General features: G+C 27.2%; 15 protein-coding genes. 12 read left to right on the plus strand and 3 right to left on the minus strand.

What is annotated here, in order from left to right; translation table 11 throughout:
* Positions 1-146: 146 nt before the first annotated feature.
* Positions 147-977: an ABC transporter permease subunit gene (locus tag CPX_RS00795; protein ID WP_053521359.1), complete on the minus strand. Its 831-nt coding sequence runs from the start codon at positions 975-977 to the stop codon at positions 147-149.
* A 126-nt stretch (positions 978-1,103) separates the two neighbouring features.
* Complete coding sequence (locus CPX_RS00800; protein WP_053521360.1) at positions 1,104-1,838, minus strand: amino acid ABC transporter ATP-binding protein; 735 nt, start codon at positions 1,836-1,838, stop codon at positions 1,104-1,106.
* A gap of 1,059 nt (positions 1,839-2,897) precedes the next feature.
* On the opposite strand from CPX_RS00800, the gene CPX_RS00805 reads away from it, so the two are divergent.
* The 5 genes from CPX_RS00805 (at position 2,898) to CPX_RS00825 (ending at position 13,492) form a co-directional block, all read left to right on the plus strand.
* On the plus strand, positions 2,898-3,785 hold the full coding sequence (locus CPX_RS00805) for a coiled-coil domain-containing protein (protein WP_053521361.1): 888 nt from the start codon (positions 2,898-2,900) through the stop codon (positions 3,783-3,785).
* Between the two features lie 354 nt (positions 3,786-4,139).
* Positions 4,140-4,538, plus strand: coding sequence for a hypothetical protein (locus CPX_RS00810; RefSeq protein ID WP_235443181.1), 399 nt, complete (start codon positions 4,140-4,142; stop codon positions 4,536-4,538).
* Between the two features lie 461 nt (positions 4,539-4,999).
* Positions 5,000-5,740 carry a hypothetical protein gene (locus CPX_RS00815; protein ID WP_053521362.1) on the plus strand — a complete coding sequence of 247 codons (741 nt, stop codon included), beginning with the start codon at positions 5,000-5,002 and terminating at the stop codon, positions 5,738-5,740.
* Between the two features lie 877 nt (positions 5,741-6,617).
* Positions 6,618-11,534, plus strand: coding sequence for an AAA family ATPase (locus tag CPX_RS00820; protein ID WP_053521363.1), 4,917 nt, complete (start codon positions 6,618-6,620; stop codon positions 11,532-11,534).
* Positions 11,535-11,812: 278 nt separating this feature from the next.
* Entirely contained in the window at positions 11,813-13,492 is a 1,680-nt protein-coding gene (locus CPX_RS00825) for an AAA family ATPase (protein WP_053521364.1), read from the plus strand.
* Positions 13,493-13,757: 265 nt separating this feature from the next.
* On the opposite strand, the gene CPX_RS00830 is transcribed toward CPX_RS00825, so the two are convergent.
* Entirely contained in the window at positions 13,758-15,485 is a 1,728-nt protein-coding gene (locus CPX_RS00830; RefSeq protein WP_053521365.1) for a DEAD/DEAH box helicase, read from the minus strand.
* A 1,538-nt stretch (positions 15,486-17,023) separates the two neighbouring features.
* Here CPX_RS00830 and CPX_RS00835 point away from each other — a divergent pair.
* From CPX_RS00835 to CPX_RS00865, 7 genes are all read left to right on the plus strand, one after another.
* On the plus strand, positions 17,024-17,212 hold the full coding sequence (locus tag CPX_RS00835) for a hypothetical protein (protein ID WP_053521366.1): 189 nt from the start codon (positions 17,024-17,026) through the stop codon (positions 17,210-17,212).
* Positions 17,213-17,399: 187 nt separating this feature from the next.
* The gene (locus CPX_RS00840) at positions 17,400-17,756 is read left to right on the plus strand and encodes a hypothetical protein (RefSeq protein ID WP_053521367.1); all 357 of its coding nucleotides are present in this window, start codon (positions 17,400-17,402) and stop codon (positions 17,754-17,756) included.
* Positions 17,704-19,824 (plus strand): ABC transporter substrate-binding protein, encoded by a 2,121-nt coding sequence (locus CPX_RS00845; protein ID WP_235443182.1) that lies wholly within the window; start codon positions 17,704-17,706, stop codon positions 19,822-19,824. The genes CPX_RS00840 and CPX_RS00845 overlap by 53 nt, the downstream gene beginning before the upstream one ends.
* A gap of 14 nt (positions 19,825-19,838) precedes the next feature.
* Complete coding sequence (locus CPX_RS00850) at positions 19,839-20,795, plus strand: ABC transporter permease (RefSeq protein WP_053521368.1); 957 nt, start codon at positions 19,839-19,841, stop codon at positions 20,793-20,795.
* A complete protein-coding gene (locus CPX_RS03200) occupies positions 20,792-22,057 on the plus strand; it encodes an ABC transporter permease (protein ID WP_235443183.1) in 1,266 nt (421 codons plus the stop codon). Before CPX_RS00850 ends, CPX_RS03200 begins: the two co-directional genes overlap by 4 nt.
* Before the next feature lie 29 nt (positions 22,058-22,086).
* Positions 22,087-22,668 (plus strand): ATP-binding cassette domain-containing protein, encoded by a 582-nt coding sequence (locus CPX_RS00860; RefSeq protein ID WP_235443184.1) that lies wholly within the window; start codon positions 22,087-22,089, stop codon positions 22,666-22,668.
* 47 nt (positions 22,669-22,715) lie between these two features.
* On the plus strand, positions 22,716-23,315 hold the full coding sequence (locus CPX_RS00865) for a sigma-70 family RNA polymerase sigma factor (protein WP_053521369.1): 600 nt from the start codon (positions 22,716-22,718) through the stop codon (positions 23,313-23,315).
* Positions 23,316-23,343: the final 28 nt, after the last annotated feature.

The raw sequence follows: 23,343 nt of genomic DNA on the forward strand, positions 1-23,343 counted from the left end.
TAAATTAAATATTTGTTTCGAATGCGAACTGTTAAATCAACCATTTGTTCTTCATCTTATTTTTCAATAAGATGGATTATTATATTTCGATTGATTACTTTGTTTTTAAGATTATTCTGTTGTCATAATTATTTGTTCCCAAATAATTAATGTTTAGTTTTTTGATTGATTAAATCCGTCATACCAACTAACATTAAATAAAACAAACTGATTAAAAGATAAGGGGTAATAGTGTCAAAAGTAATCGAAACTTGCCTTTGGGCTGCGAAAATAAGACTTACTACTCCGATTATTTGAAATAAAGCGGTTTCTTTCAAATTAATAATAAACTGGTTCCAAATAGAGTGAATTGTTCTTTTAAAAGTTTGTCCTAAAGTGATATAACGAAAAACTTGTTTTTGGTTCATTCCTAAAGAATGAGCGGCTTCTATTTGTCCAGGATCAAAAAATTTAATATGGTTTAACATAATTTCTGTTAGATTAAAAGCTGTATTTAACATAATAATGATCAAACCGACTATCACTGGTCCTAAAGAACCTTTAAAAGATGGTATATTCACTAAAAAACTATAAAACAATAAAGCTTGAATTACTATGGGTATAGCTTTAAAAAAATTCATTAAAAAGTTAAAAATAACTGTTAATATTTTTTGCAGATAAATTAAACAAGTTTTTTGCCTTTTTATCACTTCAGAAGAATTTTTCCACATTGTTAATAATATAGCCAATAAAAAACCTAAAAAAAGACCGTCTATCGCTAATAATAAAGTAGTCAAAAAACCTTGTTTATAAGCTGGCAAGGATTGATATAAGTTAGACCAAAAAGAAGGACCTTTCGTGGACAAGTCAGAATTATTTTTAACATCCGAAAAAGATAAAACAGAATAATGTAACCAAATCAAAAATAACAAAAAAATAGTCAAAAAAAATATTTTTGTTCCATTTTTTTTCCAATATGTTTTTATGTTTAAATCCATAAAATCTATCATTCCTTTTTTTCTTATTTTAAATATTCATAACGCTTTATTTTTTGTTCATAATGCGTTTTTATTTCAAAGTACATAGTTATAGCATTAAAAAAAGTAGTTTTTAATTAAATGAGATCAAAATTCTTCAAAAAAAGATCTTATTTTAGGGTATTGATTAGTTTCAAAAATTTCTTTAGAAGAACCTTTTTCCATAATAACGCCGTTTTCCATAAAACAAATATTATGAGAAACTTTTTTAGCGAATTTCATTTCATGCGTAACGATAACTAGAGTAATTTCGTTTTGTTCAGCTAATTTTTTTAATATTTGCATTACTTCTTGAGAAGATTCGGGATCAAGAGCGGAAGTTGGTTCGTCCAATAAAATAACTTTTGGTTGCATACATAAAGTTCTAGCGATTGCGACTCTTTGTTTTTGTCCTCCAGAAAGTTGTTTCACATCTACATCAGCAAATTTTTCTAAACCTACTTCTTTTAGTTTTTGTAAAGCATTAGCTTTAGCTTGTTCTTTACTCATTTTTAAAACTTTAATCGGTGCTAAACAACAATTCTCTAAAACAGTCTTTTCTTCGAATAAGTTAAAATTTTGAAAAACCATTCCTACTTGTGTGCGTAACTCAGATAAATTAACATTCTTATCTAAGATGTTTTGCGAATTAATCAAAATTTCCCCAGAATCAGGCACTTCTAATAAATTTAAAGTTCTTAATAAAGTGGATTTACCGGAACCAGAATGGCCTATAATAGTAAGTATTTCTTGGTTGCGAATATTTAAATTAATATTTTTTAAAATGTGTTTTCCGTCAAATGATTTATTTACATTTTTAATTTCTATCATGTTGTTTTTCATATCTTTTTTTCTCCTTTGTTTTTTTATCTAAATTTCATATATTTCGAATTACTTTATGAAAGCATTTTTTTCTAGTAAGAACGACCGTTTAAACATCAAAATGTTTTTTTTATTAAAAATACATATTTTGGAAAAAGTTATTTAGCTAAAGGTCTTGGTTAGATAAAAAGAAAAAAGATTAATATTTTATGAACTATATCAATTCTTTGTCATCATTTATGCAAAACCAAAAAAATAACTATTTTTTTACAATCATTATAACTTTTTTTAAAAAATTATTAAAATTGTAAAGTTTTTTTATAAAAATATCAAATATATCTTAAATGATTAAATTTGAAATATTAAGATTTATTTAATTGTATATTAAAATTTGTAATTTGTCAACATTAAAATATAATTATTTAGATTAATAGTAAAATCGACTATATAAATATCTTATTTAAACGCTTAAAAGCAATTCAAAGAACTTCATTATCTTAAAATCTTATAAAATATTACCCTACTATTTAAATAAACTTGTTTATATTTGTTTAAAAAATAACATTTTCAAATATACCAAAATAAAATAATTCTTTTGAGATATTGAAATGTATTCATTAAAATAATATTTTACATTATTTTGTTTAAAAATCAAAATATTTTAATAAGAAAGATGAAAAAGTTTTTTTAAGCCTTTATGAGGTCTTATGTAAAATAATTTTTTCTTTAAAATATCTTTTTTTATTAAAAACACCGAAAAAACATCTTTTTATTATTTGGCAGTAAAATAGATCTTTTCTTTCTTTGGAAACGGTATTTTACCTTACTGAAAAGATTATTTTTTTCATTAATTTTTTCCTTAAAAGTCGTTATTTTATGAACTCGGTCGAAAAAAATTGTTTCATAACGCTAAAAATACTATATAATAAAATTGTTTTAAAGAATATGTTTTTTTGACATAAACATATTATTAATAGAATAAATTTTTTCTTCCATAAGAAACAAGAATTAAAATTGAAAAAAATTTTATTTTGATTTTAGCTATTCTATGCAAATATTATAGGAGAATAATAAAAAGTTATGAAAATGAATATTTTTAAACCTAATAAAAAAAACTTTTATATTATTTCGATTTTAATTTTAACAGCGGTGATTTTTTTATTAATTATTTCTACTGCTTTCGCTTTCGACAAAGCAAAAGATGAAATTGCGGATGAAATTAAGGAAAAAACTAATGAAATTAAGGAAAAAACTAATAAAAAAATAAATGAAGTATTAGATCAACAATCAAAACAAACATCGCAAAAAAGAGATGAAGTGTTCAATAAATTATTGGAAAAAATGGATAATTTAGAAAACTCCCTTACTAAAGAATTAATTCCTAAATATTTAGAGCAATTAACCAAAAAAGCGGAAAGCAAAATAGAATCTTTCAATACTCAAGAAATCACTCAAAAAATATTGGTTATTTTAGACCAAAAAGTAAAAGCTTTAGCGGATGATTTCACTAAAACACTACAAACAGCGATTGACAATTTAGGTCAAAGTATTGAAAAAGATAAAAAATCATTAATGGATAATATTGCAGGCAAAATCGACTCATGGAATAAAGACCTTGAAAAAGATAAAAAACAAATTATTGAAAAAATTTCTACAGCATTAGATAATTTAGAACAAGCTACTAAAACAGCTAAGGATAAAATGGAAAATATTGAAGATAATATTCATGTGAAAGGAATTGTGGAAAGTTTAAAAATAAGTATTAATCAATTGCCGCCTCAATTAAGTCACAAAATAAAAGATTTGATAAAGGAGAGTTTGCCGACATGGTTAGGGGGTACAACTCCAGACAACAAAAACTCCAATGTTGACGCCAATGAAAACAATCCTGCTTCACCAGCCGTCACCTCCAACTCTTCAGTTGGCAAAATAATGTCGTTGTTTGGTTCGTCGTGGTGGAATTCATAAAAAAATCAATTTATAATTCCTTTTTATAAAACTAAAACCGTTCTTTTTATAACGGTTTTTTTGCTAAATTGCTTTATATAATTTGATATTTATAAAAAGAGTAATATTATCATTTTCTTTGTTAATATTAGAATTAAAATAATTATAATATTATTGTAATGGTTTTAAAAATCATTACAATAATATTAATAAATATGTTTTTCTACCTTTTATCCTAATAATTAAAATAAAAATTCAAATTCAAAAATTAAATTAAAATTCAAACAATTAAACAATTAAATGTAAACAAGAGGAAAGATTATTAGAAACACAAACGATTCGAACAACATTTTAAAAATATTTTTAATTGTCCCTTTGCTCGTTCTTTTATTATTTTTCATTATTTATTTTAGTTTTTTTTACAATAAAGAGCAAAAAATCGCTCTTCCGACAGACAAATTGGTTTCTTATGAACAACCCCATTTAGACGAGTATGCCGAATCAAAAGATTTTAACAATGTTTTAGACAATAAATTTCAAGAAACATTAGATGAAAATAACTTAACAAAAGAAGAAGAGAAACAAGAAACATTTATCATTGAAGAAATTCAAAATGAAAATTTAAATACAAAAGATACAACGTTAAATTTTGATGAAGAAGTAAAACAAATCACAGAATCTAAAGAAAAAACTAAAAAAATAAAAAATGGAGTAGTATCTTCGGAAAGAAATCCGAAAAAAATGATAAAAAAGATAAACAAACCGACATTATAGAAAAAAATTCCGACTTATCCGAAGTAGAAGATAAAATTCAAGAAGAAATGACAATACAGCAAGAAAAAACGCAATAATAAACATTTTATCATTAAAAAAAGACCTTTTAATAAGGTCTTTTTTTTATAAATCATATCAGATATTTTTATATTATTTAATGATATAATTATAATGCTATGTAAATATTTTTATTAGAAAGGTATGAAAATATATATCAAATTTGTCCTAACTGAATTAAAATATTATCCCCCCAAAGAGGGGCAAATTAATTTTTTGTAATCCAGAAACTTTTTTTATTCTATAAATGAAACAACTTTCTCGCAAAATCAATAAAATGTATTTTTATGGTTTTTTACTACATATCTATTGTTTTATACAACCCATTAAAGAGACAATTACAAAAATAATATTTTCATTTTTAGAGGATATTAATTTTAATTAGAAAGCATTCACAAAAAAATATGTCAATTCAAGGAAAAAAGGTTTGGAAATATTTTGTCATCTTTCTAACCTTTTCATTAATAAGTCCTATATACGGAGTCACTCCTTATCGTAATAAACAACCAGAAACGAAAAAAATAGTTTCCCCTATTCTTTACCCTTCTATAGAAAAAATCAAAACAATGTTGCCGACCATAAAAGACGCAGCTTTTTGCCAACGTTTATTAGAACATGTTGTTAAAATGATTTTCGCAGAAATAGACAAGGAATATTATAATTTTCAGGAAAAAGACAAGGAAAACATTGATTTTCTGTATCAAACCTTAGAAAAATATAATATTGTAGAAGAGTTTAGTGATACAATCGCTACGACCGTTTTTGACCCTAACGAATACCTTTTTGTATTTGTCGGAAACGCCAATGATTTAAAAAATTATCAAATATATTTACAACATAAAAAAAACAATTTTCAAGGCGACAAAGGTTCTTTTTGGCGCAATTGGCAACCAGCTAATATGATCTTTGTTTCTAAAAAACATATTCAATTTTTAATTGACAAATTACTTCAAGCGATGCTTTTGGAAGAAGAAATGAAAATCATAAATTCAAATCTTCTCTTTCAAAATAGCGAAAGTTATAAAAAAAATTTACAACCACAAATACAATTTATTCAACAAGAAATAAAGAGTTTAAAAGAAGAATTAGGGCGAGAAAGATGCCTAAATATCAGCATAAATAACGAAATGCTGGACCTGCAATGATGGTCTAACTCATATTTTCGGTCTATAAAACGAAAGAATTATAAATTACAGCAGAAAATAAAAGCGCAAATGAGGGTTATCCTTTAATCCAACAAGAAGACGCAAGAGCAAACGATCAACACGGATAACTTCTGAAAAGGAGCTAAGAGCAACCAAAAGGGTTACAAATCATAACTTGTTAGATAAAAATAGCTTTATTTTCGTTTATATCAACAATTTTGAGGTCTTTTAACGTATTTTAATTCGTATGTTAAAATCATTTTCATCGTTCTAGATGATGGAGTTAATTCCCGCCTCAAACCTACCTGTCAGAAAATATTTTATGCCAGATAAGATATAATTGCTCAGGTCAGCTCGCCTAAATTGATTACGTAGATATTTAGAGTAACTTCTATTTCCCTAAAACAGAACCCTTTTTCAACTTGATAGTTGTTAAGGTTGTTGTCAAGGGAGAAGCAGAATCATAGTAGTCGTGAGAAATTGACAATTAATGCTGAAATGCATCAATATACTGACTCACCAAGGAGAGGGATAACGACCCTTACAAGGCGAAAGATGAAAAAATAGTAAGGCTATATTAATTTTTTTTAAAAAACATTTAAACTTATAAATGACTCCTATTTTTTTAAGAGAAATCAATATTAACACACTATTTTAACCGCCGTATGCTTGGAAACTTGCTTGTACGGTGGTGTGGGGGGCTTAGTGTAATAAACCCATTTTAAACGGTAAAACGCATCAATTCTATCCCGATAAGAAATATCAAGATTTATATACACAAAAACAAGTAATCATCAATCAACAACGCCATGAAATAGATCGTTTAGAAACTAAAATACACCAACAAAACGCCCTTATTAAACGACAATCAAAAGATATGGACGACAAAATAAGAGAACTAAAGGCGGTTAAAGAACAATTTTTCCTGGCAAATCAAAACAATCTTTCCAATGAGCAAGAAAAAAATCAATTAATAAAAAGAATTGATCAATTAATTCAAAATATCAGAGGACAAGAAAATATTTTATTTTCTCAACAACAAGAGATCGTTTCTCTTCAAAGAGAAAAAACAGGCATAGAACAAAGGTTAACGGAAGAAATTAGTGCAATCCAATCTCAACAAAAATTGCAAAACGAAGAAAAACAAAGTTTAGTGTCCTTTATCGAAACCCAACAAAACCTTTTAAAAGACAAACAAAAAAAATTAGATGAAACGCAAGAACAATTGAGCTTAACTCAAACAACCGTCGAAAGGCTTAATTTGTTAATGCAAGAACAACAAAATAAGTTGGATAAACATAAAGAAGACATCTTGTCTTTAAGAACGCAAATTTTTAATCAAAAAAACGATATTACAGCCAAAGATAAATTAATCCAACAAAAAATACACGAATTAGAAGCTAAAAAAACGGAATTAAACCAAAGAGAAAAAGAAAATAATCTTTTAGAAGAGGATAAAAATCGCTTAAATAATGAAATAAAAGATTTGAACCGTAATATTGATGTTCAAAGGGAGGTGTTATCACAACAAGCATTGACCGTGCAACAACTGCAAAAAGATAAGACAGCTTTAGAAAATCAATTGTTATCCAAAAAAAAAGAAATCGAATCCCATCAAACTTTAAGCCAATACGAAAAACAAACGCTAATAAGAACCATTGATTATCAAAAAAGTATTTTAGTGGACAATCAAAGACAATTAGACGAAATGCAAGAACAATTAAGTTCTGCCCAAAAACAGATTGAAAAACTTAATGCAATAATTAAAGAATATAAAAAACAAATTGCACAAAAAGAAGAAGCTATTGTTGCCTTAAAAAACCAAATAAAAGATAAAAGCGAAGAAATTAAACGCAATAATACAACAATTAAACAAAAAGTCCAAGAGTTAGAGGATAAACAAGCTGAATTAGCCCAAAAAGAACAAAAAAACACTCTTTTAGAAGAAGAAAAAACCCGTTTAACTAATGAAATAAATGATTTAATCCGTGATATCAATTCTCAAAGAGAAACGCTATCGCAACAAAAAAATTCTATTCAAGAGTTGCAAACAGATAAAACGGTTTTAGAGGGACAATTGTTATCTAAAGAAGAAGAAATTAAACATCATCAAAATTTAAGTCAAAACGAAAAACAATCTTTATTAATTGTTATTGATCAACAAAAAAATCTTTTAGTAGAAGATCAAAACCAATTAAACGACATTCAAGACCGATTAGTGACTTCTCAAAAAGAAATAGACAAGCTTAAAAAAACCATCCAAGATTATCAACAACAATTAGAACAACAACAAGAAAACATTATAACCTTACAAAATACAATAAAGGCTAAAAACAAAGAAATCAGTGTAAATAATGAAATAATTAAACAAAAAGTCCAAGAGTTAGAAAACAAACAAGAACGATTAGCCCAAGGAGAAAAAGAAAATAATCTTTTAGAACGAGACAAAAACCGCTTAAAAAACGAAATCAAGGATTTAATTAGTGATATTGATTCTTTTAAAAATAAGTTATCTCAACAAGAAGCATCCATAGAAGAACTACAAACAGATAAAAATACTTTGGAAAACCTTTTATCTTCCAAAGAACAAGAAATTAAAACTCTGCAAATTTTAAGCCAACAAGAAAAACAAACTTTACAAGAGTCAATTAATCATCAAAAAATTCTTTTACAAGAAAATCAAAATCAATTAAGCCAAACTAAAGATAAATTAGATTCATCTCAAAAAGAGATAGAAAAACTTAAAAAAACCATCCAAGATTATCAACAACAATTAGACCAAAGGCAAACTGATATTGATGCATTAAAAAAACAAATTACAGAACAAATTGCTAAAATAAATCAAAAATCAGAAGAAATTCAAAACAAAAATATTGAATTAGAACGAAAGCAAACCCAATTAAGAGATGGAGAAAAACAAAATAATCTTTTAGAAAGAGATAAAAATAAATTAAATGCAGAAATACAAACTTTAATGAGCGATATTGCAGCTCAAAAAAACGACTTAAAACAACAAGGACAATTCATCCAAAAATTGCAAAAAGATAAAAATAACTTAGAAGAAGAATTATTACTAAAAGAAACAGAAATTCAAACTCTTCAAACTTTAAGTAAAAAAGAGAAACAATCTTTGCAAATAATCATTAATCATCAAAAAAATATTTTAAAAGATAATCAATCACAACTAGACAAAACACAAGAACAATTAAGAACTGCTTATTTTAACATTCAAGAACAAGAACAAAAGTTAAAAAAAAACGATCAAGAATTTAAATATTTGAATGAATTTTATGATAATACTTTAGATAAATTAGAAACCATCATTGAAAATTCACAAAAACAAAAAGAAAAAAGCGACCAATTTATTTTGGGCAAATATCAAGAAATGCTTGAATTAACAAAAAAAGAATTAAAAGATGAAGCCAAAGAAAGAATTAAATTAACACAAACAGAAACAGCAGCTGCTAGATTTTTAAAAGATACTACTCGTTTACACAGTTTTAAAGATGTTATCGGAATGGAAAAAGAAAAAGAGCAACTTTTAGAAAGTTTATCTTATTTAAAGAATCCTGAAGAATATAAAAAAATGGGCGTTAAAAAACAACCTAGAGGAGTTTTGTTGTACGGACCGCCAGGCACAGGTAAAACATATTTAGCCGAAGCTTTTGCCAAAGAATCAGGCTTACCTTTTTACGCTGTTACTTCTGCAGATTTTTCCCGAAGTTATGTAGGAGAAGGACCGAGAATTATAGAAAATCTTTTTGAAGAAGCACGCAAACATTCTCCATGTATCATTTTTATCGATGAGTGTGAAAGTATTTTTAGAAAACGCAATGCTAATGGTTTAACTTCAGACCATGGGAATATGATTTCCTCTTTTTTATCCCAAATCGAGGGTATTTATACAGATCCTGATAAAACTGTTTTTATTATAGCGGCCACTAACTTTAAAGATGAAATAGATATCGCCGTTTTAAGTCGTTTTAACAAACTGATTGAAATAAATTATTGGAAAGAAGAAGAGTTGAAAACTTTTGTTAAAATGATTTCTAAAAATTATAAATTAGATGTTCGTGCTTATAAATATTTAGACAAAATTATAGAACAGATTTGTAAATTCGATAATCATTTTTTAAAATCACCAAGAAAAATTATTGAAATTTTAGATCAAGCAGCAGGGATAGCTATTGAAATGCATCACCATTTAAACATTTTGCCTATTGATTTACAATTAGCTTTCGATAGAATTTCACAATCAGAAACTTTAGTAGATTGGGAGAAACATACCCATGACAAACCTGATATGGCTTTTTTATCGACAATGAAAGAATATAAAAACGTTCCTTTGAAACACCTTTTCAAAGATAGTTCTTTCTCCTTTTCTGAAAAGAAATATTTTGATTTAATCAATAATCATTATCAAAAACATCAAAAAGCCGGTTATAATAAATATCTAAGCGACGAAATAGACAGTATTTCCTTTTCAGATGATAAAGACAAAATCAAAAAAACATATAATGATAAAAACCCTTTGCCAGAAGGTTTATTAGGCGTTTATTTCGAAGATAAAGAAAATACAGACTCCACCAAAAGACGTTCAGAAATTCAAAAAATTGATAGTTTAGAAGAAATTTTAAAAATGGGCATGAAAAAAGTTCATCAGATTTATTTAATTTGGGACTATGAAAAATTAAAAATCAATCAACAAACAGCACACATGTTAATAGATAAATTTTGCTATAAATATCCTTTTTTAAGAGGTGATGCTTTTTTTCAAACGCACATCTTACAAAAAGCTAGAGAAATCGATAATAACGAAGCAGAAATAGAACAATTTATTTTGAAATTTTTAGATGAAAACATAAAACAACCTTTAATAAATAATGTTTTTAGTCAAATAGTAGCTCAAAATCTTTTAATCGAAGAAAAAGATAAATTAGAAATTAAAAAAATAATTGCTGATAAATTGGATTTTTTAATATTGTCTCCTCATATTTTGACTTTAGAGAAACTGCAATTCGCACTCTTGTCAGAAACTAAAACTTATTTAGAAGTTAACAAAAAACAAATATTAGAACAACAAGTAGACCGCATTATTGAAGAACTAAAATTAAATAATATGCTTTTCACTTCTCAACAGATCAAGCATTTCCAAATAGATTTAAAAAAAGAAGTTTATGACAAATTAGTGAATTTAATGAAAAGAAAAAACCATATTTCTTTAGACGAAGTCAAAGCAAATATTCAAGACAATTCCGCTTTATTAATAGATAGACTTTTTTATCAAATATGGCAAACAATATACCCTAAATTGCATATTGAGATAGTGGAGTATGAAAAAAACTCTTTAATAACGCTTTTGCAAAATAAAGTTAAGAAAAATTTATTTTTTACCAATTTTTCTTTAGAAGAAATAGTGGATCTTTTGCAACAAGAAATAAATACATATGAAAATAATTTTGAAGAAAGGTTAAAAGAAAAAGTATCCGCAACGGTGCATAAATACATTTTAATCGATCATATTTTAGAAGAACAACCTAACACCGAAACTATCGAATTAATTTCTAAAGGGGCTTTTTTAGTAGCGCAAAAAGAATCGCAACAACCAGATGTTACCGAAAAGAAAATTCAACAAGAAATATATGATTTTATCAAAAATTATCGTATTAAAAATACTCATTCTTATGAAATTTATGTTTGGATTAAACATAATTTTTATATTATCCTTTTAACTTTAATGATGTTATATGTTTTAATTAATTCTGCGAATAAAAATCAAAAACGTCGCTATTAATTGTAAAAAAATATTTTTCCTGGCCGTTTCTCTTTGAGAGATAACGGCTCTTTTTTTAAATAAAAATAAATAAATTTCTTCAATGATATTGTTTGATAATCGGTTAAAATATGTTATTATATTGTTATTAATTCATAAATTATTAAATTTTTTTGTTAAAATATTTTAGACTTTATTAAAAAAAATGTTTCCAAAAAGAAATTAATATTTAGAAAAATTAAAACAGTAACACAATTTTTTTGTTAAACAATAAAATTTAAAAGGAATTTATTACATTTATGACACAAAATTTTAACAATTTTGATGAGTTTTTGCATTTTGATCAAAACAATTCTAACAAAAATCCTCATAAAAAGAAAGATTGGCTCAACATTATCAAAAATATTACTAGCATCTTATTGAATGTTTTGTTAATTATCGGTGTTTTTTACTTAATAACAAAAGCAATGTCAGGCGATGATGCTGCGGCGAATAAAGAAGAAAATTCATGGGCTAAAGATAAATTGATCAAAACTTATGATAAAACATTTGAAGATTTTTATGGTTATGCAAACGAAAAAAACGAATTAAAAAAATTAGTGGAATATGTTCAAAATCCTAAAAAAGGCGAAGTAGAAAGAGGAGTTATACTTTATGGACCGCCAGGGACAGGTAAGACTTTTTTGGCAAAAACTTTAGCAGGAGAGCTGAAAGGTATAAGTCCTGTTTATTCCGCAACTGGTTCAGATTTTGTCGAAAAATACGTTGGCGTAGGAGCTTCTCGAATCAGAAATCTTTTTAAAACGGCGAAAGAAAAAGCGATCAAAGACAATAAGAATGCTTATTTTATTTTTATTGATGAAATAGAAACCATCGGTAGAGCAAGAAGTAAAAGCGATGATAATAACCATTCAGAACATGAATCTACTTTAAACGCTTTATTAGCCAATTTAGACGGTTTTAATCAAAATAAAAATGAACCACAAGCCATTATTATTGGAGCGACTAATAGATTTGACCTTTTAGACGATGCTTTAACCAGACAAGGTCGCTTAGGCAAACACATATATATGGGTTTGCCGAATTTAAAAACTACTGAAAAATTATTAGAAGGTAGTTTGAAAAGATCTGGTTTGAAAATGTTTTCCCAAGAAAACAAAGAAAGTCTAGATCAAAGAATTCAAGAAATTGCCAAAACAATTCATCAATTCGGTTTCAGTGCGGCTCAAATTTATTCACTAGCTAAAAAAGCTAAAGAACTTGAAAAGAAAAAAACTACATCTTCAAAAGTTACTAATGAAGAAATATATAATTTAATGGACGAAGTTCTTTTAGGTCCTATTTCTACAAATGAATTAAACGACGAAGATAAAGTAAGAGTTGCCATCCATGAAATGGGGCATGCTATATTAGCTCATAAATTAGACCATAAAGTTGTTCGTGTAACGATTGAACCTAGAGGACAAGCTGGTGGTTATACTTTGTTTTTGCCTAATAAAGCGAGTAATTTACCTACTAAAAAAGATTTAGAAAAAAGCATTCAAATCTCATTAGGAGGAAGAATTGCAGAAGAATTTTTTTACGGAGACGGACAGTTTAGCGTAGGAGCTAGCGATGATTATAAAAAAGCTTATTCATTAGCATCTCAAATGGTGACGAAATACGGAATGTTACCTGATTCTAATGTTTTAAGTTCTAGCAATAAAATACCTTTAATGGTTTTTAATTCTAAAATGGAGCCTGAAACGCACAAATTGATTCAACAAATAGTGAATCATTCTTATGACGAAGCTTTAAAATTGTTTGAAAGTTCTATATCGTCTTCCGAAACAAAAGGTAAGGGGCAAGACTTAACTGAACAAATAATTAGAAAAACTTTAACTTCAAACGATAAATTGTTAAATGTCGTAAACAAACTTTACAAAGAGAGAAAAATTTACGAAAAAGATATGAATGATTTATTAGTCAATAAAAAATAGTCAAAAAATATCAACAATAAAAAATACATTAAAACTAAACAAAATCACTATAATAAAAAGACAAAACTTTTGATCAATTCCAAGTTTTGTCTTTTTTTGTTTTAGATAAAAATCTTTTTTTAACCTTCTTTTGATAAATAAATCAAAAGAGCGAAAAAAATCCTCCCTTAATGAAATAAAAAAACCAATTTGTTATAAAAAAACAAATTGGTTTAAATGTTGCGATAAAATCAAATCTTTTAGTAAATTAGAAAAGATTTTATTATTATATAGATTGAATTTGTAAAAGTTTTTTTTCGTAATAAACATTGTCTTTAGATTGAACTTGTTTAACAAAACGATCAGCAATTTCAAAAACAGTTTTATTAGAAAGATGTTTGATGTTTCCGATATTTTTGCCATAAACGTTAAATTTATCGCTTAAAATTTTTAAAAATACTGGCGGATTAATTCCGTCTTCTCTGCCTAAATTAATAGTTAATTCAGTCATTTGGTCTCTACCACCAAATCTACCAAATTTGTTATTATTATTGGAGAAGTTAGAATTGCTTCTTCTGCCGTAATTTTCTCTTCTGTTGTCGGAACCATAACTGTTAGAATTGTTGAATCTGCTAAAGTTGTTATTTCTGTAATTGTTACGAGTGTTTTGGTAACGTGAAGAGCCGCCGAATGATTTTGGTTCAGCTATTTCTTCATATTTTTTACTCTTAGGCATTAAGTGACTTAATAAATTGTTAATAATTGTTTTGTCATCGAATTTTTCTAATAAAGCTTCTGTTAAGGTTGTTGTTTTATTGTTTTCTTCTGGATTTTGTTCGATTAATTCAACAATTTTAGTTTCAAATAATTTATTTTGTTCTTGTTTAATTTCTTCTATTGAAGGGATAGTAACAGCAGTTATTTTTTCTTTTAAATAATTTTCTAATTTTTTCAATTGAGAAACTTGTTGAACGCTGATTAAACTGTAAGCAACACCTTTTTTACCGGCTCTACCAGTTCTACCGATTCTGTGTACGTATACTTCGTCTTCATGCGGTAAATCAAAGTTAATAACCATTTTAATGTCATCAATATCTAATCCTCTAGCTGCCACATCGGTAGCGACCAAGATTTTAATATTTTTTTTACGGAAATTATTCATTACGTGTTGTCTTTGGTTTTGTTTTAAATCGCCGTGAATAGCGTCAGCTAAAAAATCTCTTTCTTGTAAGTAAGATAGGATATTATCAACATCTTTTTTTGTATTAGCAAAAATAATTACTGATTCAGGATTTTTTTGATCTAAAAGGCGAACTAAAAGTTTGCTTTTGTCAAAATGTTTAACAATATAATAAAATTGTTCAATCGATTTAACAGCGATATTTTGTTGTAAAACTTTTAATACTTTAGGGTTATTTTGGTATTTAGAAGCTATTTTCTTAATGGAAAAAGGCAAAGTAGCTGAAAATAAAGCTGTTTGTTTTTCTTTAGGAATTTGGCTTAAAATAGTTTCTAAAGCATCTTGAAAACCCATTTTTAACATTTCATCAGCTTCATCAAGAGTTAAAATTTTAACTGCTGATAAATCAACTTTTTTTCTATCTAAAAGATCGATCATTCTACCTGGAGTAGCGATAATGATTTGCGGCTTTAAATCAAGTTGATGGAATTGTTTAATGTAAGATTCTCCACCGTAAACTACTGCTGTTCTAATTTCTCTGTGAAATTTTAATAATTTTTTAATTTCTTGAGAAACTTGTAAAGCTAACTCTCTTGTAGGGCACAATATTAAAGATTGTGTTTTGGCTAATTTTGGATCTATTTTTTCAATGGTAGGGATGCCGAAAGCGAAAGTTTTCCCTGTTCCGGTTTGAGATTGAACAATAATGTCATGCCCTTGTATCATTTCTGGTATTGCCATAGCTTGAACTGATGTAGGAATTGAAAAATTTAACTCTTCTAAAGCTTTTTCCGTTTGTGGCAATAAATTTAAATCTGTGAATAATATACTCATTTATTTTTTCCTCTATTTCTATTAATAATAATTTTTTTATTTAATAAAAAAATTTTATTTTCCTAAGAAATATAATATACTCTACTTTAGTTGAGTATAGAATTATCTTTCATTATATTAAAAAAATATTTTTTAATTAAAAAAGATAAAATTTTGATAAAATATCCATTAATCTTAATGTTGCTTTATGTCTGGTGGTTTTAATGTTATACTGAACAAAAAATATATAATCAATTTATTTATCTTTATTAATATGTAAGTAAGAATATTTATCTATTTAAGATTTAAATAATAAAGTCAATGTTACTATTAATTTTTATTTATACAAAAAATACTCATAATAAAAAATATTGTTTCATTGATTAAAATTAAATAAATTTAAAAATTTTAATTCTTAAATAAACCAGCTTTAAAATGATATATTTCAATAAAATACACAAGCATCAGAATCAAAATCCAAAAGAAACAAATATATATAAACATAAGTATATTTATTTTATGAAAAAATTAATATAAAATAAATTTAATTCTCTATTATCACGTTCTTACTTCGTCAAATAATATTTATATTTCGAAGAAAATAATTATTTCACTTTATTATACCTTATTATTATACTAAAATAAACAAAATTTTAAATCAAAAGGTGTCTTTTGTTAAAAATAGTTAATAAAGGTTCGGTTGAAACTTGCAGAATTATCTTTTTTTAAAAGAAAATAACCTTTTATTCATTGGCTTTTGAAAAAAGAAGGAGTATAATATAAATAATCATATCGATTCAACGAAAGATTTTGTCAGGATACTTTGGGTATGGTTAAGGGGGGGGATGAATGAAATGGACTATCATATTTTATTTAATATAAAAAAATATTTCCAATATTTTGATATAGAAAAAATATAAATATGAAAGAAGGTTTTTTAATGATAAAAATATAAGCGAATTTAGAAAAAATTGTAACTACTTTAATGTTTTTTATCACTTTTTTGACTTTATTTACTGGAAAACACGTTCATACTTTTAACCCGGAAGATTACGAAATAGATTATAATAGAAAACATAATATTCACACTTAGAAACATAAAGGCGACCACACTTTCGATGATGATGCAAGAGTTTTTTATGATGTGCTTGGAATGAAAATAATTTCCTGCCGAACTTATCAAGAATGCGCGAACATATCACAATTAGTGGGTAATGTTGCCGGAATTAGTTTGAATGTTGTCCCTTTTCGGAAAAACTTTTAAAAAGAGTACTGGATTTTTAAAAAGGGCATTAGGAGATAAGATTTTAGACCATAAACACCAATAATTGGCTGTATTAAATAATTTAGTAGCTATTTTGAGTTTTTTTCTTTTTCATTATATTTCAGGCTGATAATTATGTTTTTTTCAAGCATTTTTACTCTCTTATGTCAAAAAAATTTCAAATGGCCTTGGTTTTTTTTTTTTGTTGTAAAATTAATATAATTAATTATTTTATTTAAATCAAATAATTAATAAAAAAATTCAACAAAGCGTGAGAAAAAAGGAAAGAGTAAGTATGGGAAAATTTAAAAATTGGTTTAAATTGCATAAAAAAGCAGTCTTAATCACTTCAGCTGTTGCGGCTTTTTTATTAACAAGTTTGTTATTTTGGTATTTATACCTCAAACCTAGTACGAACGTCAATGTTAGTTTTTATAACGAAAATGGCAGTGTTGCTAAAATTTTAAAAGTTCAAAAAAGGTAAAAAAATTGTTGATGATGAAAGTAATAAAAAACTTTATGAATCTTTAGGTAATAAATACCGCTGGAGTAAAGAAAAAGACGTTTCTCAACAAGTAGAAGATAAAAGAGTTAAAAATTTTAACCCTTATTTAGACGTTGTTGAAGAAAAAACCAATTTATATCCGGTTAAATTAGACGCCAACAGTAAAATGTTAGTTTTCCACGACAAAAAAGGTGTACGTTTGTTGCCTATGGTGGTTTCTAAAGGGTTGGACGCTAAAGAAGTGAAAAAACAATTAGACCAAATGCCTAAACCAACTTATAATGATTGGGTTTTTAAAGGTTGGTATCGCTATTCTTATGGTGGCGAATCTCATTTAGAACCTTATGAATATGGCACTCCGGAAGAACAAGAACAAAGAAAATTAGATAACAAAGGTCAAAACCAATTAGAAGAAGACGCACTTCTTCATGCTTATTTAGAACCTAAAAATTCTAAAAACGTGAACTATAGTGAAGATCAGACAAAAAAAAATCATTCTTCGTCAAGATGTTCCGCATATTAATATGATGAATTCTCTAGATGGCACAGTAAACGATTTAGGATGTTATTTGAAATCTTCCTTTTTTGTAACTGATATAGATTGGAACAAAGCCATCAAAGAAGGATATGCTACATATCCGGGAGATTTTTCGCAACACAGAAAAGAAAAACATAAACCAGGCGAATGTGTTCCTGGAGATGAAAACAAAATTTCTACTAAAGTTTTAAAACCGATGACTCTTCCTGGAATAATCAAAAAACTTCCAGAACACGCTCAATTAAAAGATGCTAATAACCGAAATCTAGAAGGCAACGAATATTCCGAAAGATCTAAAAAAGTGTTTGAAAATTCCTATACTTTCACTTTAAAAGAAGGTTTAACTTTTGAAAACGGCGAACCAATTGATGCTAGCACAGTAGAATACACACTTAAACAATATATTGATCCTAAGCAAAAAAATGCTCGCGCAGAAAACGTCTTTAAAGCCGAAGGAATGGATTTAAAAGATGCTAAAGGATACTACGAAGGGCAAATCACTAATTTTAACCAAGTAACTGGTTTTAAAAAAGTAGAAAATGATCCTTATTCCTTCACTTTAACTTACAATAGTGAAAAAGCTTTATATAACGCTATGGGTGCTTTGGATTCCATTACTTTAGTACCTCCTAGATATTATGAAGAATCTTTTGAAAATAAAGCCGAAAGAAAAAATAATGTTTATGGAACGCCAAAAAAACCAATTCAATCTTATGGGCCTTATGTAATCAAAGAATGGTCGCCAAATCAAAAATATGTTTTCAATAAAAATTACAATTATTGGAACAAAAATAAACATCATAATAAAGCGATTTCTTGGACAATAGTTGATAAAAAAGATATTCAACACTCTATGTTTAAAGACGGAAAAGTAAACACTTTCGGTCTTGATTCTAATTATTATTCTAGTTACAGCAAAGATCCGACTTATAAAGAATTCCCTGTAGATAATAAAACATCTTTATCTATTAATGTTTTAGATAGAAAAGATGAATTTAAAAATGCCAAAACAACAGCAGCTTCATCTATTTTAAAAGATTTAGATTTTAGAAAAGCTTTATTTTATGCTATAGATAGACAAGATTTTGTCAATCAAGTAGATATTTTAAGCAATCCTTCCTTTTCTTTTGTCCCCGATGTAGCTTGTGTTTATTTCGATGAACCGTTCGAAATTCCTTATAATTCCAGCGCAAATCATAAAGAAAACCAAAAAATATTAACTGATCAAATGGATACTTATGGTTTTGATCCTGCAAAAGCAAAAACTTCTTTTGATCGTGCTTATGACAAATGGAAAGTCAATAACCAAAAGGATCCTAAATTAGAAATGGAATTTATATATAGTAACACTAGTGAAGAAACCGACAAAAAAGCGCGTTATTTGAAAAATGTTTTTGAAAACACTTTCGGTAGCGATAAAATAAATATTAAACTAAGTTCTATTACAAGAGAAACTTATCTCCGTAAATTACAGGCAGATAAGTATGATTATGAATTAGTATTTAGTCCTGTTCAAGGTTGCAATATTACTGGTTATTATTTCAATTCTTTAGGTGCTGATAAAAAATGGTGTCACGAAACCATGGGAATAGAAAGTCTTTCTGAACACAAAATTTCTATTGATTTAACTAAAATGACACAAGAATTAGAACAAGACAAACCAGTTTGGTATAACGATTTTGTAAACGGTTTCAACCAGGAAGAAAAAGAAGAAGGCAAGCCAACTAATAATATTCCTATCCCAGGTTTAACAAAAGAAAATGGCAAACACCTGTGGAAAGGTACTATTACTGAATTTATGCATTATTGGAATAAAACTTTAATGAATCCAGGCAAGTATGCCTCTTCTAAAGAAGAAACTATCTTCAACATCGTTCAAACGCTAGAAAGAGTCTTTTTAGAAAATCTTCCAGCGATTCCTATTAGCGTAGCTAAAGGAGCTTATGTAAGTAAAAATTTAAAAAACTTATGGCCTAATTATGATGTTTTATGGGGTTGGGGCGATAGTTCTTATGAATTTTTAACTTCTGATTCTGATTATCAAGATTTGTAAAAGGTAAGGAATTCATGACAAAATATTTATTAAAAAGATTCGCCTTAGCGATCATCACTTTTTTAAGTGTAACTTTTTCAAGCTTTATATTGATTAAAATGTCTGTTGTCAAACCAATAAGACCCCCCAAAATGGATGATTTAACGTGGAAAGCTATTTGCGAACAAGAGGGTTACGATAAACCGTTATTAGAATCCTTTTATCTTTGGGCTAAAAACGCTTTAAAAGGAGATTTTGGTTTTTCTGTCAAAAGGAATCGTTCTGTGAATGAAATTATTCAGGAAAAAATTCCTACAACTTTGAAAATGAATTTAATTCCTACTTTAATTTCGGTTCCTTTGGGCGTCATGTTGGCGATATTGGCTGTTATGAAAAAAGATACTTGGATTGATCACGGAATTAATTTATTTACTATTATATTCATCGTTCTTCCTACCTTAATTATCGCTTTTATATTACAATATTTATTTGTTTATCGTTGGCATTTTTTTTCTTATCAAGTGGCAACGCCTTCAGAATGGTCGACTAAAGGGTTCATCTTTGGTGCAATGTCTTATTTCTTACCTATCTTAATTATTACTTTAACGACCATGGCAATGTGGATTAGAAAAATAAGAGCTGAACTAAGCGAACAAGTTAATCAAAATTATTTTTTATTAGCTAGAACTAAAGGAATTTCTTTTGCAGAAGCAACTTACAAGCATTCTTTGAAAAACGCTTTAGTCCCTTTTGCACCGTTTTTATTTTATGAATTAATCAGCATTATTACTGGTAGTGTTATCATTGAAAGGATTTTTTCCATTAATGGTAGTGGTAGGCTTTTAATCGAAGCCTACCAAGAAAACGATCAGCCGTTAATTATGGCTTCTTTAGTTTTTTATAATTTAATTAGCGTTTTAGCTGTTATTTTGGCTGATATTTCTTATACATTATTCGATCCAAGAATTCAATTAGGCGGTGGAAAAATATGAAGTTAGATCCAAAAGGGTTCCAATGGGCTAAAAATGATTCTGTTGATACTTCATCTGGCAAACAAGTTAGCCAAACAAATAAAGAACCTAAAAAAGGTTATTATCGCACTTCTTTAAAACAATTATTTAAGATAAAAAGCACTAAAGTTGCTTTAGCCATGTTTTTCTTTCTTTTCTTATTTTCTTTATTTGGCGGTTTAGCCGACCCTATGCCGAAAGATATTCAATCTAAACATAGAATTTTTTTTGAAAAATTACCGCCCAAAATACCATTAATTGAAAAATTAAGCATTTTGGATGGAACAAAAACTATTCAAGTTTATGAGGAAGAAATAACCAATATTGAAACTTTTGATAAAAACATTGTTAAAAAAACCAAAGATTCTCGCGAAAAAGGCAAAAAAGCTGTCAAAGTAGATGCTTATTTATATAAACAATATTTATCTTCTCAAAAAGACCAATTATTGACAGAAACAGAATTCCATCAAGCGGAAACAAATAACAGTATTATTTCTTTTCAAAAAACTTCTAACGGTTTATATAAATCTAAATTAAAAATTTTTGAACGTTTTTTCAATAAAAAACCTCAAAATGTGTATTTTTGGTTTGGAACTACGGACCGAGGAGAAGACTTATTTAGCGCAATTAGTCAAGGAGCTAGAACTTCTTTAGCTTTAGCTTTTGCCTTTTCTGTGGTTAATTTGATCATAGGTATTTCAATCGGCTCTTTTTCCGGTTATTATGGCGGAAAAACAGACCTTTTTATCGGCAGAATAGTGGATTTTTTAAATTTAATCCCTTTTATAGCTTTAGTTATCGTTTTAACTTTAAAAATGGGCGTTTCTTTTACTACCATCATGATAACTTTTTTAGTAAAAGGCTGGATTCCGTTTTATAATATTTCTCGTACTCAGTTTTTAAGGTACAAAAATAAAGAATATGTTTTAGCTTCTCGCATGTTGGGCACTAATGATTTAAAAATTATGTTTCAACAAATTTTCCCTAATACTATTGGCCTTTTAATAACTGTTTTTGCTTTAGCTATTCCTAGTTTTATTTTAAGCGAAGCAACATATAGTTTTTTAGGCATTATCAAATATCCTAATGGACTTAGTATCGGAGAATTATTAGATCGTGGTTTTCGCGATATCGAATTGAATCCTCATTTGTCCGTGTATCCGACTATTTTTTTAATATATATTATGATAGCTTTTAATTTATTAGGAAATAGTTTGAGAGACGCATTTGATAATTGTGTTTAATAAAAAAGAAATTAATTAGGAGTTGCGATTTGAGCGATATTTTAAAAATAATCGATTTACAAATTAATTTTAAAACTTCTCAAGGTACGATTTACGCTTTGAGAGGGGTTAATTTTACCCTTCAAAAAGGGGAAATTTTTGCCATTTGTGGCGAATCAGGCAGCGGAAAATCTATCACCTCTAAAGCTATCGCAGGTCTTTTGCCTTCTAACGCTATTGTTAAAAAAGGTGAAATCCTGTATGAAAATCAGGATTTAACCAAGATAACGGATAAAGATTTCAATCAGATTAGAGGGCGAAAAATTACTATGATTTTTCAAAACCCTATGACTAGTTTAAATCCGTTAATGAAGGTTGGCAAACAAATTGAAGAGGTTTTCAAAATTAAAGCTAAAAGAGACAAGAAAAATTATTCTAAAACTGAATTTAAAAAACAAACAATTCAATTGATGAAAGAAATGGGTATTGATGAGGCAGACAATAAATATCATCTATATCCGCACCAATTGTCAGGGGGGATTGAAGTGTTCCAAAAGTTTAGACACTTTTTATTTTTTAAAAATTCTTTAAGACTAACTATTAAGTTAGTTTTTTTTCTTTTCAAAGACTAAAAAATAATTTCATATCTGTTCTAAAAATATTTTTAGAAAGGAATTAAATGTTAAGAGAAAAATTATTTAAAGATTTTTTAAAAAAGAAAAAGAATTTAGAAATTCGTAATCAATTAATCGATTTACATTTGCCCTTAGTAAAAAAACTAGTTTCTAAATTTAAATATTATCCATGCGTACTTCAAAAACAAGATTTATATCAAGAAGGGGTTTTAGGATTGATCAAAGCTTTAGATAATTATGTAGATTTAGGTTATGACTTTATCGCTTATGCGACACCAACTATTAAATCAGAAATCAACGAATTAATAAGAAAAAGTCATTCACCTTCCATTCCTCAAAAAACTCATAAAACCAATAACACTTCTTTTCAAGAAGAAAAACACACATGGCATTATAAAATCCTTAACCCTCATCAATTATGGTTAAAACAAGTAAATCATGAACTATTTTTAAAAAAAATAAAAACTAAACTAAATAAAAAGGAGTTTAACGTCATTAGATTAAATTTTGGAGTTCCTTTAGAAAATATTAATGAAACTTATCAACCGAGTTATTCCAATCAAGAAATCACCCAAATACTAAATTTAACCTTAAGACAAGTAGAAAATATTAAAAACATCGCCATCAATAAATTAAAAAAATAAAAAGACCCGAATCAGGTCTTTTTTTTTA

This window comes from Candidatus Phytoplasma pruni, from assembly GCF_001277135.1.
Classification (GTDB): domain Bacteria; phylum Bacillota_I; class Bacilli_A; order Acholeplasmatales; family Acholeplasmataceae; genus Phytoplasma; species Phytoplasma pruni.

Excerpts from the sequence above, each read along its gene's own strand:
- CPX_RS00795 (WP_053521359.1), bottom strand. The coding sequence starts at position 977 with ATGGATTTAAACATAAAAACATATTGGAAAAAAAATGGAACAAAAATA.
- CPX_RS00800 (WP_053521360.1), bottom strand. The coding sequence starts at position 1,838 with ATGAAAAACAACATGATAGAAATTAAAAATGTAAATAAATCATTTGAC.
- CPX_RS00805 (WP_053521361.1), top strand. The coding sequence starts at position 2,898 with ATGAAAATGAATATTTTTAAACCTAATAAAAAAAACTTTTATATTATT.
- CPX_RS00815 (WP_053521362.1), top strand. The coding sequence starts at position 5,000 with ATGTCAATTCAAGGAAAAAAGGTTTGGAAATATTTTGTCATCTTTCTA.
- CPX_RS00820 (WP_053521363.1), top strand. The coding sequence starts at position 6,618 with ATGGACGACAAAATAAGAGAACTAAAGGCGGTTAAAGAACAATTTTTC.
- CPX_RS00825 (WP_053521364.1), top strand. The coding sequence starts at position 11,813 with ATGACACAAAATTTTAACAATTTTGATGAGTTTTTGCATTTTGATCAA.
- CPX_RS00830 (WP_053521365.1), bottom strand. The coding sequence starts at position 15,485 with ATGAGTATATTATTCACAGATTTAAATTTATTGCCACAAACGGAAAAA.
- CPX_RS00835 (WP_053521366.1), top strand. The coding sequence starts at position 17,024 with ATGGGAAAATTTAAAAATTGGTTTAAATTGCATAAAAAAGCAGTCTTA.
- CPX_RS00840 (WP_053521367.1), top strand. The coding sequence starts at position 17,400 with ATGTTAGTTTTCCACGACAAAAAAGGTGTACGTTTGTTGCCTATGGTG.
- CPX_RS00850 (WP_053521368.1), top strand. The coding sequence starts at position 19,839 with ATGACAAAATATTTATTAAAAAGATTCGCCTTAGCGATCATCACTTTT.
- CPX_RS03200 (WP_235443183.1), top strand. The coding sequence starts at position 20,792 with ATGAAGTTAGATCCAAAAGGGTTCCAATGGGCTAAAAATGATTCTGTT.
- CPX_RS00865 (WP_053521369.1), top strand. The coding sequence starts at position 22,716 with ATGTTAAGAGAAAAATTATTTAAAGATTTTTTAAAAAAGAAAAAGAAT.